Origin of the sequence: Burkholderia aenigmatica (assembly GCF_902499175.1) — a bacterium.
Taxonomy (GTDB): Bacteria; Pseudomonadota; Gammaproteobacteria; order Burkholderiales; family Burkholderiaceae; genus Burkholderia; species Burkholderia aenigmatica.
In genome coordinates, this window is the sequence record NZ_CABVQC010000086.1 from 1 (window position 1) to 16,422 (window position 16,422).

Annotated in this window: 15 protein-coding genes; 8 read left to right on the forward strand and 7 right to left on the reverse strand. The window is 69.0% G+C overall.

What is annotated here, in order from left to right; genetic code table 11:
• Positions 1-651: 4'-phosphopantetheinyl transferase family protein (locus BDO18943_RS37805; RefSeq protein ID WP_175026199.1), on the reverse strand; the 651-nt coding region annotated here is incomplete at its 3' end.
• Between the two features lie 154 nt (positions 652-805).
• Complete coding sequence (locus BDO18943_RS37810; RefSeq protein WP_175026200.1) at positions 806-1,846, reverse strand: alpha/beta hydrolase family protein; 1,041 nt, start codon at positions 1,844-1,846, stop codon at positions 806-808.
• Positions 1,847-2,437: 591 nt separating this feature from the next.
• Here BDO18943_RS37810 and BDO18943_RS37815 point away from each other — a divergent pair.
• The 3 genes from BDO18943_RS37815 to BDO18943_RS43015 all read left to right on the forward strand — a co-directional run bounded on the left by BDO18943_RS37815 (position 2,438) and on the right by BDO18943_RS43015 (position 4,909).
• Entirely contained in the window at positions 2,438-3,379 is a 942-nt protein-coding gene (locus BDO18943_RS37815; protein ID WP_043190471.1) for a LysR substrate-binding domain-containing protein, read from the forward strand.
• Positions 3,380-3,566: 187 nt separating this feature from the next.
• Positions 3,567-4,796, forward strand: a complete 1,230-nt coding sequence (locus BDO18943_RS37820) for an MFS transporter (RefSeq protein WP_235996293.1) — start codon at positions 3,567-3,569, stop codon at positions 4,794-4,796.
• A complete protein-coding gene (locus BDO18943_RS43015; RefSeq protein WP_260865430.1) occupies positions 4,787-4,909 on the forward strand; it encodes a hypothetical protein in 123 nt (40 codons plus the stop codon). The genes BDO18943_RS37820 and BDO18943_RS43015 overlap by 10 nt, the downstream gene beginning before the upstream one ends.
• 22 nt (positions 4,910-4,931) lie before the next feature.
• On the opposite strand, the gene BDO18943_RS37825 is transcribed toward BDO18943_RS43015, so the two are convergent.
• Positions 4,932-6,410, reverse strand: coding sequence for a cryptochrome/photolyase family protein (locus tag BDO18943_RS37825; protein WP_175026225.1), 1,479 nt, complete (start codon positions 6,408-6,410; stop codon positions 4,932-4,934).
• Between the two features lie 351 nt (positions 6,411-6,761).
• On the opposite strand from BDO18943_RS37825, the gene BDO18943_RS37830 reads away from it, so the two are divergent.
• Together BDO18943_RS37830 and BDO18943_RS37835 are read left to right on the forward strand one after the other, a co-directional pair.
• Entirely contained in the window at positions 6,762-7,241 is a 480-nt protein-coding gene (locus tag BDO18943_RS37830) for an SRPBCC domain-containing protein (protein ID WP_175026201.1), read from the forward strand.
• 13 nt (positions 7,242-7,254) lie between these two features.
• Positions 7,255-7,707: a nuclear transport factor 2 family protein gene (locus BDO18943_RS37835; RefSeq protein WP_175026202.1), complete on the forward strand. Its 453-nt coding sequence runs from the start codon at positions 7,255-7,257 to the stop codon at positions 7,705-7,707.
• A gap of 65 nt (positions 7,708-7,772) precedes the next feature.
• Here BDO18943_RS37835 and BDO18943_RS37840 read toward each other — a convergent pair whose 3' ends face one another.
• From BDO18943_RS37840 to BDO18943_RS37855, 4 genes are read right to left on the reverse strand one after another with little or no spacing between them, the layout of a single operon-like run.
• Positions 7,773-8,753 (reverse strand): acetyltransferase, encoded by a 981-nt coding sequence (locus BDO18943_RS37840; protein ID WP_175026203.1) that lies wholly within the window; start codon positions 8,751-8,753, stop codon positions 7,773-7,775.
• A gap of 17 nt (positions 8,754-8,770) precedes the next feature.
• Entirely contained in the window at positions 8,771-9,562 is a 792-nt protein-coding gene (locus tag BDO18943_RS37845) for an SDR family oxidoreductase (RefSeq protein WP_175026204.1), read from the reverse strand.
• Positions 9,563-9,603: 41 nt separating this feature from the next.
• Positions 9,604-10,797, reverse strand: a complete 1,194-nt coding sequence (locus BDO18943_RS37850; RefSeq protein ID WP_175026205.1) for a sulfotransferase family protein — start codon at positions 10,795-10,797, stop codon at positions 9,604-9,606.
• A complete protein-coding gene (locus BDO18943_RS37855) occupies positions 10,794-11,903 on the reverse strand; it encodes a DUF1214 domain-containing protein (RefSeq protein WP_175026206.1) in 1,110 nt (369 codons plus the stop codon). Before BDO18943_RS37855 ends, BDO18943_RS37850 begins: the two co-directional genes overlap by 4 nt.
• A 130-nt stretch (positions 11,904-12,033) precedes the next feature.
• Here BDO18943_RS37855 and cysD point away from each other — a divergent pair, with 130 nt between their 5' ends.
• The 3 genes from cysD to BDO18943_RS37870 all read left to right on the forward strand — a co-directional run bounded on the left by cysD (position 12,034) and on the right by BDO18943_RS37870 (position 16,253).
• Positions 12,034-13,014, forward strand: coding sequence for a sulfate adenylyltransferase subunit CysD (gene cysD, locus BDO18943_RS37860; protein ID WP_265328614.1), 981 nt, complete (start codon positions 12,034-12,036; stop codon positions 13,012-13,014).
• Entirely contained in the window at positions 13,014-14,936 is a 1,923-nt protein-coding gene (gene cysN, locus BDO18943_RS37865) for a sulfate adenylyltransferase subunit CysN (protein ID WP_175026208.1), read from the forward strand. The genes cysD and cysN overlap by 1 nt, the downstream gene beginning before the upstream one ends.
• Positions 14,937-15,065: 129 nt before the next feature.
• On the forward strand, positions 15,066-16,253 hold the full coding sequence (locus BDO18943_RS37870; protein WP_175026209.1) for a helix-turn-helix transcriptional regulator: 1,188 nt from the start codon (positions 15,066-15,068) through the stop codon (positions 16,251-16,253).
• The last annotated feature ends 169 nt before the right edge of the window (positions 16,254-16,422 follow it).

The window sequence follows — 16,422 nt, forward strand, 5'->3', positions numbered from 1 at the left end:
CGTCGTCGCGGGAGTCGCGCCGTCGCGCGGCGGCACGACCGCGAACGCGCGCAGCCCGCCGACGATGCCCGTGCCGAGCGCCTTGAGCAGCGCCTCCTTCGCACACCAGACGCGCATGAATTCGCCGGCGCGCGCGGCAAGCGGCAGGCTGTCGAAATAGGCGGCCTCGGCGGGCGCGCAGACTTCGCGCGTCAGCGCACGCCAGTCGGCCGCACGATTGCAGCACTCGATATCGACGCCGACGCGGCCCGCGGGTGCCCACGCAAGCAGCGCATGGTCGCCCGCATGCGACACGTTGAAGTCGAGCGATGCGCGATGCGTGCCGTCGAGCGACGGCCGCCCCGATGCGTCGACGACGATCGCCACCGCCTGCGGCGCGATGCCGAGGGCCGTACCGAGCACGTCGCGCAGCGCGGCACGCGTCGCGGCGCTGCGCACCGCATCCTCATGTCGCATGAAGCGCGCGGCCCGCGCGCGCTCGTCATCGCTGAGTGCCGCATACGCGGGCGACGCAAGCGGTACGCGCCAGTCGAAATCGACACGCACGATCCGCACGCCGGCGCGGGACGCGGCAGACGGCACGTCAAGTTCGTGCACGCTCCAGGCGCGAGGTGTTTCGGACGGGGAAGCAGAATCGGGCGGGACGAGCATCGACGGGCGGCGGCCTGTGGGACGAAACGTCCGATGTTAATCGATCGGGCGGTGCGGCGACGCCGTTGCGGCCCGCCGGCGTCAACGCCGGCACCGTGGGCCGCGCTGGTACGTGTGGTCCCGGCCTGCGCCTGCGTGGCGCGGCCCCACCCCGTCACCCGTTCGCGACGACGCCGGGCGCACCGCTACCCGTTCCACGCCCGCGCGATGCCGGGTGAAGCGCATGCACTTTGCCCGCCGAGTCGGCCGGCAGCACACCGTACTGCAGCCAGTACAGCGCAAGCGGCCACAGCGTATCGGTGAAGCGGCTGTGGAAAAACGCGAAATGGCCGATCGCATCGACGCCGATGTCGGCCGGCGCGATTCGCAGGTGCGTGACGTCGCTGCCCGTGTAGTAGCCGACCAGCCGCTCGATCGCCTCGACCGTGCCGAACCCGTCATCGTCGAGGCCGATCGCGAGCATCGGCGCCGACAGCCCCGCGAAGCGGGCGGGCAACGCGGCGCGGCTCGCGGCGGGTTCGGCGAGCGGGCCACGCGTATAGCCCTCCTCGAAGCGCGCCTGCGAGCGCACCCATGACAACGCGACGCCACGCGGCGTGTCCTCCATCCAGCCGAGCCGCTTCGCGGGCACGTAGCCGAACACGGCCGCGAGCACCGGCATCGCGACGTGCCACTTCCACCACATGCGCCGCCGTTCGGCCGGCAGGTAATCGCGCCAGTACGCATACTGCGCGCCGACCGTCACCGCATGCCGCACGTGGACGTTCGATGCCGCGAGCCCGAGTGCGAACCCGCCGATGCTGTGCGCGACGACGTCGATCGGCTGGCCCGGAAACGTATCGTGTGCGTATTGCAGCGCGGCTTCGCAATCGAGCCGCCCCCAGTCGAGCCAGTTCGCGCGCAGCTTCGCGAGCTGCGCCGGGCGCGACCCGCCGATGCCGCGATAGTCGTAGACGAGCACGTCGCGCCCCTGCGCGAACAGCCAGGCCGCGAAACGAAAGTAGTAGTCGCAACGTACCGACGTCGCGCAATTGATGACCGTCACGGGCCGCGCGACGCTGCCGCCGCGATGACGCCAGACATGGCCGCGCAATTCATAGCCGTCGGCGGCGCGCAGCGTCACGGGCTCGGGTGGCAATGCGTCTGCCGCGCGGGTGGCCTGCTTCATTTCGTTGCCTTCGTTCGAAATTGTCATCTTGTCTCCTGTCGACCCGCGTTGGCGCTTTAGCGCTTACGCGGGTCCCATGGCGTGGTTGGTTGGAGTTAGCGCTTCAGCGCTTACTCCAACCCCACGGCGGTCGATCCGAGTTAGCGCTTTAGCGCTTACTCGGGTCCCATGGCGTGGATGGTTGGAGTTAGCGCTTCAGCGCTTACTCCAACCCCACGGCGGTCGATCCGAGTTAGCGCTTCAGCGCTTACTCGGGTCCCATGGCGTGGTCGGCTGGAGTTAGCGCTTCAGCGCTTACTCCAACCCCACGGCGGTCGACCCGAGTTGGCGCTTTAGCGCCTACTCGGATCCCATGGCGTGGTCGGCTGCAGTTAGCGCTTCAGCGCTTACTCCAACCCCATGGCGTAGTTGGCTGAAGTCAGCACTTCATCGCGTACTCAGCCCGCATACTTCACCGTCGATCCCAATTGGCGCCCAAATACCGACTCCCACCCGAGCTTCGCGGCCGGCCAAGGCGAACGCACCCGCCCCCTCCTCAACCCGCACCAGCCTCCATTGAACTTGACGCGCCCCGCGTTCTCAACCAATCTTGCTGCTCCATTCGCATGAGTCACGCGCATGTCAACGCCGCTCGTCCGCCTCCCCTCCCTCGACCTCGTCCGCGGTTTCGTCGCCGTCGGCCGCCGCATGAGCATCACGCTCGCCGCGCAAGACCTGTGCGTCACGCAATCGGCGGTCAGCCGCCAGGTACACGCGCTCGAAGCGCATCTCGGCGTCGCGCTGCTGCAGCGCGGCTACCGCAAGATCGCGTTCACGCCGGAAGGCGAGCGGCTGTTTCGCGTCGCGGATGCGGCGCTGCACAGCCTGCAGGACACCGTCGCGTCGCTCGCCGCCGCGCGCGAGCGTCAGCCGGTCACGATCACCGCGAGCATCGGCGTCACCGCGCTGTGGCTGCTGCCGCGGCTCGGGCGGCTGCAGGCGCGCCTGCCGGAGATCGACCTGCGCGTCGCCGCGAACGACAAGGTACTCGATTTGCGCGCCGAAGGCATCGACCTCGGCATCCGCTATTGTCCGCGCGACCGCGCGCCGGCCGGCGCGCTGCGCCTGTTCGACGAGATCGTCGTGCCGGTCGCGCATCCCGCGCTCGCCGCGCGGCCCGTCACGAACGCGGCCGCGATCGCCGACCACGTGCTGCTTGAATTCGACGGGCCGCCGCAGCCGCAATTGCAGTGGCGCGCGCACCTGCACGCGGCCGGGCTCGGCGACGCGCGCCCGAAAGGCGTGCTGCGTTTCAACCAGTACGACCAGGTGATCCAGGCCGCGATCGCGGGCCAGGGCGTCGCGCTCGGCCGGCTCGCGCTCGTCGCGCCGATGCTCGCGGACGGCCGGCTCGCGGTACTCGGGCCGCACACGCAGGCGCTGTCGGATGCGTACGGCTACTGGCTGTTCCAGCACGATCCGGCCCCGCGCCGCGAAGTCGCCGACGTCCGCGACTGGATGCTCGCCGAGGCGGCCGAATGCGATACCGCGATGCGCGCGCACGACACCGCATCGGCATAAGCCGGCGCGGCGTTTGCGAACGACCCTGATCGCTGCCGAGCGCTCCCGCCCCACTCCATGCACCCCTCGTCGCATTCCCCGCACGCATGCCAACCTGACCGAATGATCGCTTGAGCGACGACGGGCCCGATCGTCTAATCGGATCGAGCGCGGCCGTCTTGCCGCGCGCCCTCATCCGGAGACACGCATGACCCCGATCGAACAGGAAGTCCGCCGCCGCTGGCTGCCCGTACTGGCCGGCGGCCTGATCATGGGCGCCGCGCTCGGCATCCGCCACGTGCAGGGCCTGTTCCTCGCGCCGGTATCGCTCGACCACGGCTGGTCGCGCGAAGCGTTCGGGCTCGCGCTGGCGCTGCAGAACCTGATCTGGGGCGTCGCGCAGCCGTTCACGGGCATGGTCGCCGATCGCTTCGGCTCACTGCGCGTGATCGTCGCCGGGATGCTGTTGTACGCGGCCGGGCTCGTCACGATGGCGCATGCGGCGACGACCGGCATGTTCACGGTCGGCGCCGGGCTCGTGATCGGCATCGCGTTGTCGGGCTCGGCGTTCGCGTCGATCTATGGCGCGCTGAGCCGCCTGTTTCCGCCCGACCGGCGCGGCTGGGCGCTCGGCGTCGCGGGCGCGATCGGCGGGCTCGGCCAGTTCTGCATGGTGCCCGTCGCCCAGACGCTGATCGGCGGCATCGGCTGGCGGCATGCGTTCATCGCGCTGGCGCTCGTCGCGGTGCTGCTCGCGCCGCTCGCCGTGCTGCTGCGCGACCGGCCCGCGCAGGCTGCCGGCGCCGCCGGCCCCGACCAGTCGATCGGCGAAGCCGTGCGCGAGGCGTTCGCGCATCGCGGCTTCTGGCTGCTGAACGCCGGCTTCTTCGCGTGCGGCTTCCAGCTCGCCTTCATCGCGACGCATCTTCCCGCCTACCTGCTCGACCACGGGCTGCCGGCGCGCCACGCGAGCGTCGCGCTCGCGCTGATCGCACTGACCAACGTGGCCGGCACCTACGCGTGCGGCCATCTCGGCGGGCTGCTGCGGCGCAAGTACGTGCTGTCGGTGCTGTACCTCGTGCGTGCGCTCACGATGGCCGTGTTCGTCGCTGTGCCGCTGTCGCCCGCGAGCGTCTACGTGTTCGCGGCCGTGATGGGGTTCACGTGGCTCGGCACCGTGCCGCTGACGAACGGCGTGATCTCGCAGGTGTTCGGCGTGCGCTACATCGCGACGCTGTTCGGCTTCGTGTTCTTCGGGCACCAGCTCGGCAGCTTCTTCGGTGTCTGGCTCGGTGCGCTCGTGTACGACGCGACGCATTCGTACATGCCGCTGTGGATCGGCTCGATCGCGCTCGGCGTGCTCGCGGCGTTGCTGCACCTGCCGATCAACGACGCACGCGTCGCGCGTCCGGCATCGGGCAACGCGGCATGGGCATGATCCGCGCGGCGCTGGCCGCCGGCATGCTCGCGTTCGTCGCGTGGTGCGGCGCGGCCTATTTCAGCTCGGGCGTCGCGTACGCATTGCTCGAACACGTCGCGTTCTGCAATTGATGCGACAACCCGGAGCGTGCGGTCAGCTGCGTTTCGGCAATGCAGCCAGCGCATCGAGCGCGCGGGCACGCGCGGCCGCGTGCTCGACGAGCCGTGCCGGATAGTCGATGCCGAGCCGCACGCCGGCCGCGTCGAGCGCCAGCGGCGACGCTTCCCACGGCGCGTGGATCGACGCGGGGTCGAGGCCGGCAAGCTCGGGCACCCAGCGCCGCACGTACGCGCCGTCCGGATCGAACTTCTGCCCCTGCGCGACCGGATTGAAGATGCGGAAATACGGCGCGGCGTCGGCGCCGCAGCCGGCCACCCACTGCCAGCCCGCCGTGTTGCTCGCGAGATCGGCGTCGACCAGCGTGTCCCAGAACCACGCTTCGCCCGCACGCCAGTCGATCAGCAGATGCTTGATCAGGAACGACGCGACGACCATCCGCACGCGGTTGTGCATCCAGCCGGTCGTCCACAGTTCGCGCAGGCCCGCATCGACGAGCGGATAGCCGGTCAGCCCGCGCTGCCATGCGCGCAGCGCGGCGGGATCGTCGCGCCACGGCATCGCATCGAACTGCGCGCGGAAGTTGTCGGTTGCCAACGCCGGGAAGTGATACAGCAACGCGTAGCTGAATTCGCGCCAGCCGAGTTCGCTCAGGAATTTGTCAGCCCCCGCTGCGCACGCCGCGCCACCTGCGTTCGCGGCGCCCTGCACCGCATGCCACACCTGTCGCGGCGACACGTTGCCGAAGCGCAGGAACGGCGACAGCCGGCTCGTCGCGGGCCGGTCGGGGCAGTCGCGCGCATCCGCATAGCCGGCGAGCGAGGTCGTCAGGAATGTGTCGAGCCGCGCATGCGCGCCAGCTTCGTCGGGCGCGGGCCATGCGTCGCGCAGGCCGCCGGCCCAATCCGGCGCGTGCGGCCGCAACGCGAGCGCGTCGAGCGCCAGCGCCCGGTCGCTCACGGTTTTCGGCCACGGATGAAATCCGATCCGGTCGGGTTCCGGCAGCGGCGCGGCGACCGTGCGATCGCGTCGCGCCGCGCGCCAGTACGCGGTGAACACCTGGTACGGCGCGCCGCTGCCCGTCAGCACCTCCCACGGCTCGTTCAGCAGGCTGCCGTTGCTGCTCTCGACCGTGACGCCGCGCGCCTTGAGCGACACCTTCAGCGCCGCATCGGCATCGCGCTGCGGTTGCGCATAGCGGCGGTTCCAGTACACGGCCGCCGCCCCCGCGTCGTGCACGACGCGCTCGATCTCGCGCTGCGCGTCGCCGCGCAACAGCAGCAGGCGTCCGCCATGACGCGCAAGCGCAGCGTCGAGCCCGGCCAGCGATCCGTGCAGCCACCAGCGCGCCGCGCCGCCGAGCGCTCGCCCGGCGCCGGCGCCCGTGTCGTCGACGAACACGCACACGAGCGGCCGGCCCGATGCCACCGCGCGCGTCAGCGCGGGCTGGTCGGTCACGCGCAGATCGTCGCGGAACCACACGATCGCGGGAGCAACGGACGGCTTGGCGGGCACGAGCACCTCGATGACGAAAGCGGAAAGAAACGCGCATTGTCGCGGCTGCACGGCGTGGTGTCGACGTTCGACGCGCCGGCGTGCCCATGCCGTCGACGGTCACCGCAGTCGCGCCACCCCGCTGCCCCCCGGTGAAACGCCTTAGTCCATTCCGACGATTCTGCGCCGCGTGCGCCGGCCTACGCTCGATGTCGGGTGCGCCGCGCTGCGCGGCATGTGCCAGCGTCGAACGCCCCCGCACGTCCCGATCCGCACCCGTCACGCGCGCCGACCGATACCGGCGCGAATCCTTCCGACCGCCGCGACGTTTCCCGCCACCCGGGTACGCGCGGCTTCATCCGATACGCCGCCATGACCAAACCCTCGAATCTCGTCACCTCGATCACCGTCGACATTGACGCGCCGGCCTCCGTCGTCTGGGACGTGCTGACCGACTTCCCGCGCTACGGCGAATGGAACACGTTTTGCGTCGGCTTCGAAACGACCGGCAGGCTCGGCGATTTCGTGCACATGCAGGTGCGCATTCCCGGCACGGAGACCGTGATTCCCGTCAGCGAGATCCTCGTTGCGTACGAACCCGAACGCCTGCTGTCGTGGGAGCAGCGCCCGACCGACGACAACAAGGACGCCGCGCGCCGCGACCAGTACATCGATGCGATCGGCGCGGAGCGCTGCCGCTATTTCACGACCGACCAGTTCCTTGGCCTCAATGCGGACACGATCATGCAGCACCACGGCGCGTGGGTGAAACAGGGCTTCGACCAGTGCGCACGCGACGTGAAGCAGCGCGCCGAAGCGCTCCATGCGGCACGTCGGCGCAACAGCGCGTGACCGGGAGCCATCGATGCCCGATCTGCAAACGCTGTCCGACCATCACGATATCCGCGAGCTGGTCGTCGCGTATTCGAGCGCGATCGACACGCGCGACTTCGACGCGCTCGACGCGGTGTTCACGCCCGACGCGGCAATCGACTATCGCGCGATGGGTGGCATCGCCGGCCGCTATCCGGAGGTGAAGGCGTGGCTGCGCACCGTGCTGCCGCAGTTTCCGCAGTACCAGCACCTGGTCGGCAACCTGTCGATCCGGCTCGACCGCAATACCGCGCGCGGCCGCACGATCTGCTTCAATCCGATGGAGGTCGTGCTGCCGGACGGCGGCACGCAGGTGATGTTTCTCGGGCTGTGGTACGTCGACCGGTTCATGCGCACCGCGCAGGGCTGGCGCATCGCCGAGCGCGTCGAGGAGCGCTGCTACGGTCACAACGTGCCTGCCACGCTCGCGGGCGCGACCGGTTGATCCATTCGCGATGCGCGCGCTATGCGATAGCTGCACGGCACACGCATCTCGGACCATCGCGTCAATCAATCGAGCCGGAACGCCGCCTCGAATCGCTCGGCGAACGCGTCGAACTCGGCTTCCGGCAGATGGTTGATGCCGCCCGCGCGCTTGCGCCCGCCGCCGGTCGGAAAGCCGCGACAGAACTCGTCGGCGCCGAGCGGCCGGCCATCGGGCACGCGCACGCTGACGACGAGGCCGCCGTCCGCGCGCGGCGACAGCACCGCGAGCGCCGCATCCGGTGCGTTGCGCATCCGCTCGTTCGCGAGCATGCCCGTCGCGCGCCGCGCCCACGGATGATCAGGCATCCGGACCAGTGTCGCACCCGGCACCTCGCGCAGCGGCGCGAGCGCGCACGCATGCGCCATGTCGTCGCGGTAGCCGTCGCGCAGCGCGGCGAACACAGCCGTCTCGCGCACGAAATCGAGCGGATCGATGCAAGGCAGCATCGCGTCGGCGAGCGCCGCCGGGTCGAAATGCAGATCGCCCACACACTCGCCGTATGCGTTGTAGTTCAGGTAGAGCCCGAGTTCGGCGAGCGTGTCGCGTTCCGCCTCGTCGATCCCATGTTCGCGCGCGAGCGCATTGCCAAGCGCCGGCAGTTCGTCGCCGAATGCCGCGACGATCGCCCAGCGCACGTGCAGCCCGCCAAGATAACGGTTCACGATCGCGCTCGTGCAGACGTCGGCCGCCGTGTCGATATGCGCGGCGAAGCGCGGATCGTCGGGCAGCTCGCCCGCGAAGTGATGGTCGAAATAGCGGACCGTCGCGCCGTCGCCCAGCAGCCGCGCGCACGCATCGCGATTCTGGTCGTGCGACACGTCGAGCACCGTGACGAGGTCGCCCGCCCGCGCGCCGATCCGCTCGAGCAGCTTGATGTCGCGCTTCACACCGGTCACGAGCGTGCCGCGCACGCGCTCCGCGAGCCGCAGTTGCTGAAGCGCGCACAGCCCGTCCGCATCGCCGTTGAATGCAAAGAAATGTTGTACTTCGTGGTTGTCCTGCATGATTCTTTGCTCCATCGTCAGGGCATGAAATCGCCGCCGTTTGCGTCGAGCGTCGCGCCGGTCACCGCGTTCGCGTAGTCCGACGCGAGGAACAGCGCCGCGCGCGCGCAGTCATCGTCGGTCGGCAGCTTCGCGAGCGCGATGTTCGACGCGATCGGCGCGATGATCTGCTCCTCCGTCAGCCCGTACTCGGCGGCCGCCTGCCGGAAATACGTCTGCGTCGGCACGCCCCACATCCACCCCATGTGGATACTGTTCGCGCGTATGCCGTGCACGCCGAGTTCGCGCGCCAGGTATTTTGCCGCAACCGCGAGCGCCCCCTTCGATACAGCGTAGCCGCCTTCCCCTGCAAATGGCTTGCGGGTCGCCTGCGTGTTGATCATCACGATCGCGCCGCGCTTCTGCCGCTTCATGTGCGGCACGACTTCCTGCGTGAGTGCCATCGTGCCGAACACGTTGGTGTCGAACACCGCGCGCCAGCCGTCGAGGTCGGCTTCCTCCACCGGCTCCGGAAACGTGCCGTGCACGAATGCGCTGTTCACGAGCGCATCGATCCGGCCGAAGCGCTCGACGGCCTGCGTCGCAAGCTGCCGGCATTGCGCGCGGTCGGTGATGTCGGTCTTCACCTTCAGCACGTCGCAATCGACACCGAGCGCACGAATCCGCGTTTCGGCGTCGTCGAGCTTTTCCATCGTGCGCGCCGCGACGATCACACCGCGCGCCCCCTCGCGCGCGGCCTCGACGGCGAGCTTCACGCCGAGCCCCGGCCCGATCCCGGAAATCACGACGATCTTGTCCTTCAGCAACATGGCTTGTCTCCTGGTTATCGTTGGTCTCGCGAGCCCGCCCGTCAGCCGGCCGCCCGCAGGTGCCGCGCGCGATACGCGGCGAAGTCGCGCGCCAGTTGCGCATCGGTGAAACCGAAGCGCGCGATCGAATAGTCGTGCGCGGCACGCTTGTCGCGGCCGTTGCGCGCCATCCAGTCCGTCATCGCCGCGCGCTGCCGCGCATCGAGCGGCATGCCGGCAAAGGCGTACACGGCCTCGGCAACGCCGAGCGGATTCGACACCGTGTCCTCGAATCGCACGTCGAGGAACCGGTCGGCCGGCAGCGCATCGCGCGCAGCCATCGCCGCGCCGATCGCGCGCGCCATCCCCGCGTTCCACTGCGCGCCGACGGCGAGCGGATCAGGATCGTCCGCATACATCTGCCACAGCGTGTGCGCCATGCTCGCCATCGACGGAATCGTCTGCGCCGGATCGCGGTGCGTCAGCACGACCTGCGCGCGCGGAAACACGCGGCACAGCACGTCGAGCGCATGCAGGTGCTGTGGCGTCTTCAGCAGCCAGCGCGCGGCCGGCGCGACGCCGCGCTGCATCTTTTGCCACTGCAGGAACTGCAGCATCCGCTTCAGGTACGTGTAGACCGGCGTGAGATCCTGCTGCGCGAGCCACGCCGTATAGCGCGGCACGTTCGCGTACGAATCCATCGCACACACGAACGCATGTTCCATCAGCATGAACTCCTCGTCCGCGAGCATCGCATCGAGCGGATGGATCGTCAGGATCTGCGGAATACAGTCGATCATCGTCGCGACCTCCGCCTGCGCGCGCGCGATGCGCACCGTCGGCTCGGCAAGCGTCTCGCCCGCGAGCGGCGCCGGGTAGCGGGTTTCCCACCACGCGGCCGTGTGGAAGCGCGGGTCGACGGCCAGCAGGCGCTGCAGCAGCGTGGTGCCGGTGCGCGGCAGGCCGACGATCACCAGCGGATCGTCGATCGCGATGTCCGCGATCTCCGGATGACGCAGGAAGTAAGCCTCGACGACGAGCCGGTTCACGAGCTGGCCGACGAGCTTCTCGCGCATCATCTCCGCACCGCGCGCGGACAGGTTCGCTTCGTCGATCAGCGACGCGCACATCACGTCGAGCGCTTCGCGATACGGCCCGTCACCGAACGCCGTGAGCCCGCCCGTACGCGACACGGCTTCGGCGATCAACCCGTCGGCTGCAAGCAGCGTGCGGATCCGGTCAAGCGGCGCATTCATGCCGCCTCCTTCAGCGTCGCGAGCTTCACCACACGCGTGCGCGGATGCACCGGCTGCGCGGCCCCGACCCAGCGCCAGCAGATCGTGCCCGCGCGATGCCCGGCCGTATCGAGCCAGTTCGCGTCGCCCGGCTGCGCGGCCGCGACCACCACCGTCACGTCGCCGTCCGCATTCAGCCGTGCGCTGTGCTTGTTCACGCAGATATCGAAGTGCCGGTAATCGAGCGACTCCATCCAGTAGTTGTTGAGCTGCACGTTCCAGAAATCGCAGTCGGGCACCGTGTCGACGTCGATCACGAGCGCTTCGTCGTCGGCCAGCGACCAGCACGAGTGGTAGTAGTAGATGTTCGGATCGCCGCCGACCGACTGGCACAGCGCCTGGTCGGCGGGCGGCAGCGCATTCACGTGCGACCGGTAGCTCGCGGCCCAGTCCGCGAACAGCTTCGCGGTCTGCTCGACGAACTGCGCGGCGCGCGTAAGGCCGCCCTGCAGCACGAGCGGGTCGAGCGGCGCCGGGCGATCGCCGGCACCGATGCGCTCGATCTTCAGCTGCGCCGGGGTTTCCGCACGACGGTCGAGGAAAGTCTGGCGCACCAGTAACGCGTTGGTGCCCGGCTCCATGCGGACCCAGTTGCCCGCGCGCGGCGTTTCGCTCAAGACGATCTCGAAGCTGCCGTCCGGCGCGATCTCAAGTTGCTTCGCGTCGAGAAAGCCTGTCTGCAGCATCTTGCCGTCGGTCTCGTAGCCGCCCTTCTGCGTGCCGAAGCTCAGGTACGCGACCGTGCCGCGCCGCCCCGTCACACGGTATTCGCAGCGGCCGTCGAGACGCGCGTACTGGTACAGGTTGTCGGGATTGTCGGCGCCGATCTTCGCGGTCTCGTGCGACGGCGAGAAAAATCCGGGCCACGCGCCGTCCGCGAACTCGACGTGCATTTCGAGTGCGATGCGCATCAGCCGGCTCAGGTAGCGAAATCCCTCCGCGCGGGTCAGCGGATCGTCCGGCGCCTCGGCGCGCAGGATCTGTTGTCCGCTGCGTTTCAGGGTGTCGCAGAAATCGGCCCAGGTCTGGCCCGAAAGCAATTGCGTGGCACGTGTGTCGTCCGTCATGTGTCGTCTCCGCCGATGGTCGAGCGCTCACCTTATGCGCCATCGCCGCGCGCCACTTCGTCCGGGTGGACTAAGGAAAGATCCGCGCCACCGCCATGCCGCGATTTAGTCCACCCGGACGAAGAGCGGCATGCCGCTCGCTCGATACCGTTGGTGTCATGCACGAAACGCCGCACATGTCGCGCGGCGCCGGCATGAAACAAGGAGACGAACGATGTTGACCCACTTGGAGCGACTGGAGGCTGAAAGCATCCACATCATGCGCGAGGTGGTCGCGGAGAGCGAGAACCCGGTGATGCTGTATTCGATCGGCAAGGACAGCTCGGTCATGCTGCATCTCGCGATGAAGGCGTTCTACCCGGCGAACCCGCCCTTTCCGCTGCTGCACGTCGATACGACCTGGAAATTCCGCGAGATGATCGCGTTTCGCGACGAGACGGCCGCGCGCCTCGGCCTCGACCTGCGCGTGCACATCAACCCCGACGGCGTCGCGAACGACATCGATCCGTTCACGCACGGCTCGGCCGTGCACACCGACGTGTGGAAGACCCAGGGGCTCAAGCAGGCACTCGACCACTACGGCTTCGACGCCGCGTTCGGCGGCGCCCGCCGCGACGAGGAGAAATCGCGCGCGAAGGAGCGCATCGTGTCGCTGCGTTCGGAACAGCACCGCTGGGACCCGAAGCGCCAGCGCCCCGAACTCTGGTCGCTGTACAACGCGCGCAAGCGCAAAGGCGAAAGCCTGCGCGTGTTCCCGATCTCGAACTGGACCGAGCTCGACATCTGGCAGTACATCCAGCTTCACGACATCCCGATCGTGCCGCTCTATTTCGCGAAGGAACGGCCCGTGGTCGAGCGCGACGGCGCGCTAATTATGGTCGACGACGAACGCCTGCCGCTGCGTGAAGGCGAAGTGCCGCAGATGCGCAAGGTGCGGTTTCGCACGCTCGGCTGCTATCCGCTGACGGGCGCGATCGACAGCGACGCGACGTCGCTCGACGACATCCTGCAGGAGATGCGCGAGACGCGCACGTCCGAACGGCAAGGACGACTGATCGACAGCGATTCGGCCGGTTCGATGGAAAAGAAGAAACAGGAGGGCTATTTCTGATGGCACACGTTTTCACCGCGCCCGACACGCTCGCGCGCCCCACCCCCGATGCACGCGCTGCCGGCGAGACGCACGCGCAAACCCAGGATCTGCTGCGCTTCATCACGTGCGGCAGCGTCGACGACGGCAAGAGCACGCTGATCGGCCGCCTGCTCTACGAATCGAACATGCTGTTCGACGACCAGCTCACGCAGCTCGAAGCCGATTCGAAGAAGGTCGGCACGCAGGGCGGCGAACTCGATTTTGCGCTGCTCGTCGACGGCCTGTCGGCCGAGCGCGAGCAAGGCATCACGATCGACGTCGCGTACCGCTTCTTCGCGACCGCGCGACGCAAGTTCATCGTCGCCGACACGCCCGGCCACGAGCAATACACACGCAACATGATCACCGGCGCGTCGACCGCCGACCTTGCAGTGATCCTGATCGATGCGCGCAAGGGCGTGCTCACGCAGACGCGCCGCCACAGCCACCTCGTCGCGCTGATCGGCATCAAGCGCGTCGTGCTCGCGATCAACAAGATGGACCTGGTGGACTACGACCGTGCCGTATTCGAGCGCATCGCCGCCGACTACCGCGCGTTCGCGGCCGAGCTCGGGCTGGCGGAGATCGTCAGCATCCCGATGTCGGCACTGCGCGGCGACAACGTGATCGTGCCGAGCGCGCGGATGCCGTGGTACGCCGGCCCGACGCTGATGCAGCATCTCGACACGCTGCCGCTCGCCGCGCGCGTGACGCGCGACGAACCGTTCCGGCTGCCGGTACAGTGGGTCAACCGCCCGCACCTGAATTTCCGCGGCTATGCGGGCAGCATCGCGTCGGGCGAGATCCGTGTCGGCGAACGCGTGCGCGTGCTGCCGTCCGGCAAGGAGAGCCGCGTCGCGTCGGTGATCACGCAAGGTGGCGAAAGCGACATCGCGCGCGCCGGCGACGCGGTGACGCTCACGCTCGCCGACGAGATCGACATCAGCCGCGGCGACATGATCGCGCGCGCGGATGCGCCGCCCGAGGTGGCCGACCAGTTCGAGGCGACGCTCGTCTGGATGCACGACGAGCCGCTGCTGCCCGGCCGCCCGTATCTCGTGAAGCTCGGCACGCAGACGGTCGGCGCGACGTGCGCGACGCCGAAGTACAAGATCGACGTGAACACGCGCGAGCATCTCGCGGCGCGCACGCTCGCGCTCAACGAGATCGGCGTGTGCAACCTGAGCTTCGACCGCCCCGTCGCATTCGATCCGTACGACCGCAACCGCCACACGGGCGGCTTCATCGTGATCGACCGTTTCACCAACGACACGGTCGGCGCCGGGATGCTGCACTTCGCACTGCGCCGCGCGCACAACGTGCACTGGCAGGCCGTCGACGTCGACCGCGCCGCGCGTGCCGCGCAGAAGGCGCAGACGCCGCGCATCGTGTGGCTGACGGGATTGTCCGGCGCCGGCAAGTCGACCATCGCGAACCTCGTCGAGAAGCGGCTGCACGCGCTCGGCAAGCACACGTACCTGCTCGACGGCGACAACGTGCGCCACGGGCTCAATCGCGATCTCGGTTTCACCGAGGCCGATCGCGTGGAGAACATCCGGCGCGTCGCCGAAGTCGCGCGGCTGATGCTCGACGCGGGACTCATCACGCTCGTGTCGTTCATCTCGCCGTTCCGCGCGGAACGCGACATGGCGCGCGCGATGGTCGGCCCAGACGAGTTCGTCGAGGTGTTCGTCGACACGCCGCTCGCGGTCGCCGAGCAGCGCGATCCGAAGGGTCTGTACCGGAAGGCAAGGCGCGGCGAACTGAAGCACTTCACCGGCATCGATTCGCCGTACGAGCCGCCGGCGCAGCCCGAGCTGCGCGTCGACACGGTCGCCGAGTCGCCTGAAGAAGCGGCCGACCGCATCGTCGCGTACCTGCTGCGCGAACGCGCGGCGTAAGCACCGCCAGCGGGCAGCCCGGCGGTTGCCCGCCTGCCCGCGCCGCCTACTCCGTTCGGATGACGCGGGCCGCCAGCCGGCCGGTATGCTGGTCCGGGAGTCCTTCATCCCGACCAGGAGAACACGAGCATGTCCATCGCGCTGGCGCCCGGCGACCCGGCCGCGCACGACGGTTTCGACGACGCGGCGTGGACGGCGCGCGAACTCAGCGCGTGGCTCGGGCTCGTCTATCAGGGCCCGTCGGAAACGACCCCGTGGGCCGGCTTCCTCGAAGCGCTCCGCGCGCGGCTCGACGCGAGCTTCACGACGCTCGTGCTGCGCAATCCGGGCGGCGCACGGCACGGGCTCATCATCAACGCGTCGGCGCACGGCCCGCTGCTACCCGGCGAGCCGTCGTACAGCGAGCAGTTCTATGCGCTGTGCCCGTTTCTCGACCAGCCGCCCGGCCAGGTCTTCACGGCCGACCGGCTGTTCGGCGAAACCGCGTGGCGCGCGCACGATTTCTATCGGCAGTACCTGCAGCCGCTCGACCTGCGCTACATCCTCGGCGCGAACCTGCGCGGCGAACGCGGCGTCGAATGCGCGTTCTTCGTGAGCCGCGCGCACGGCGGTCGCGATTTCGACCCGGCCGAGCGCGCACGGATCGCGACGCTGCTGCCGCACCTGCAGCGGGCGGTCGAACTGCATGCGGCGTTCGACGTGCTCGATGCCGAACGCGCGCTGTATGCGGGCACCGTCGACCGGCTCGACGTCGGCACCGCGATCGTCGACGAGGACGGCCGCGTGATCAAGCGCAACCGCATCGCCGAGCGGCTGATCGAGCAGCAGGACGGGCTGTGCATGCGCCAGGAGCGGCTCCATGCATCGTGCCCGCTCGACGAGCGGCGGCTGCAGAAGGCGCTGCAGGCCGCGCTCGAGCATTTCCGCGCGGGCGCGCTCGCGCGTATCGAAGCCACCACGCTGTCGCGCCCCGGCGGCGCGATGCCGCTGAGCGTGCTGTTGCGCCCGCTCGCGCCCTACCGCGGCGCCGAGGACCGCCAGCACCGGCCGGCCGTCGCGGTGTTCGTCCGCGATCCGGCATCGTCGCCGCAGACGTCGCGCGACATGCTGCACCGGCTGTTCCGGCTCACGCCGATGGAAACCGAAATCGCGCTGCTGCTCGTCGACGGGCTGACGCTCGACGAGGCCGCCACCGCGACCGGCATCACGAAAAACACCGCGCGTGCGCACCTGCGCGGCATCTTCGCGAAAACGGGCGCGACGCGGCAGGCCGTGCTCGTGAAGACGCTGCTCAACAGCGTCGTGTCGATGGCGTAACGGCCGCGGCGGCGGGCGCCGAACGGGCTGCCCGGTCGATGCACCGCGCGCACGGGTCGCGACCGGGTGTCCGGTGATCGGCGCATACTCATTTCATGTCATATGTCATCAGACATGGCTGGATACCCAACCGATCTCGTGAGATTCCCCAATATCTGCGAAATTTCCG

Coding starts and splice junctions, on each gene's coding strand:
- BDO18943_RS37855 (WP_175026206.1), bottom strand. CDS start 11,903: ATGACGGACGACACACGTGCCACGCAATTGCTTTCGGGCCAGACCTGG.
- BDO18943_RS37870 (WP_175026209.1), top strand. CDS start 15,066: ATGTCCATCGCGCTGGCGCCCGGCGACCCGGCCGCGCACGACGGTTTC.
- BDO18943_RS37810 (WP_175026200.1), bottom strand. CDS start 1,846: ATGACAATTTCGAACGAAGGCAACGAAATGAAGCAGGCCACCCGCGCG.
- BDO18943_RS37830 (WP_175026201.1), top strand. CDS start 6,762: ATGACCAAACCCTCGAATCTCGTCACCTCGATCACCGTCGACATTGAC.
- cysD (WP_265328614.1), top strand. CDS start 12,034: ATGCCGCTCGCTCGATACCGTTGGTGTCATGCACGAAACGCCGCACAT.
- BDO18943_RS37820 (WP_235996293.1), top strand. CDS start 3,567: ATGACCCCGATCGAACAGGAAGTCCGCCGCCGCTGGCTGCCCGTACTG.
- BDO18943_RS37845 (WP_175026204.1), bottom strand. CDS start 9,562: ATGTTGCTGAAGGACAAGATCGTCGTGATTTCCGGGATCGGGCCGGGG.
- BDO18943_RS37815 (WP_043190471.1), top strand. CDS start 2,438: ATGTCAACGCCGCTCGTCCGCCTCCCCTCCCTCGACCTCGTCCGCGGT.
- BDO18943_RS37840 (WP_175026203.1), bottom strand. CDS start 8,753: ATGCAGGACAACCACGAAGTACAACATTTCTTTGCATTCAACGGCGAT.
- BDO18943_RS43015 (WP_260865430.1), top strand. CDS start 4,787: ATGGGCATGATCCGCGCGGCGCTGGCCGCCGGCATGCTCGCGTTCGTC.
- cysN (WP_175026208.1), top strand. CDS start 13,014: ATGGCACACGTTTTCACCGCGCCCGACACGCTCGCGCGCCCCACCCCC.
- BDO18943_RS37850 (WP_175026205.1), bottom strand. CDS start 10,797: ATGAATGCGCCGCTTGACCGGATCCGCACGCTGCTTGCAGCCGACGGG.
- BDO18943_RS37835 (WP_175026202.1), top strand. CDS start 7,255: ATGCCCGATCTGCAAACGCTGTCCGACCATCACGATATCCGCGAGCTG.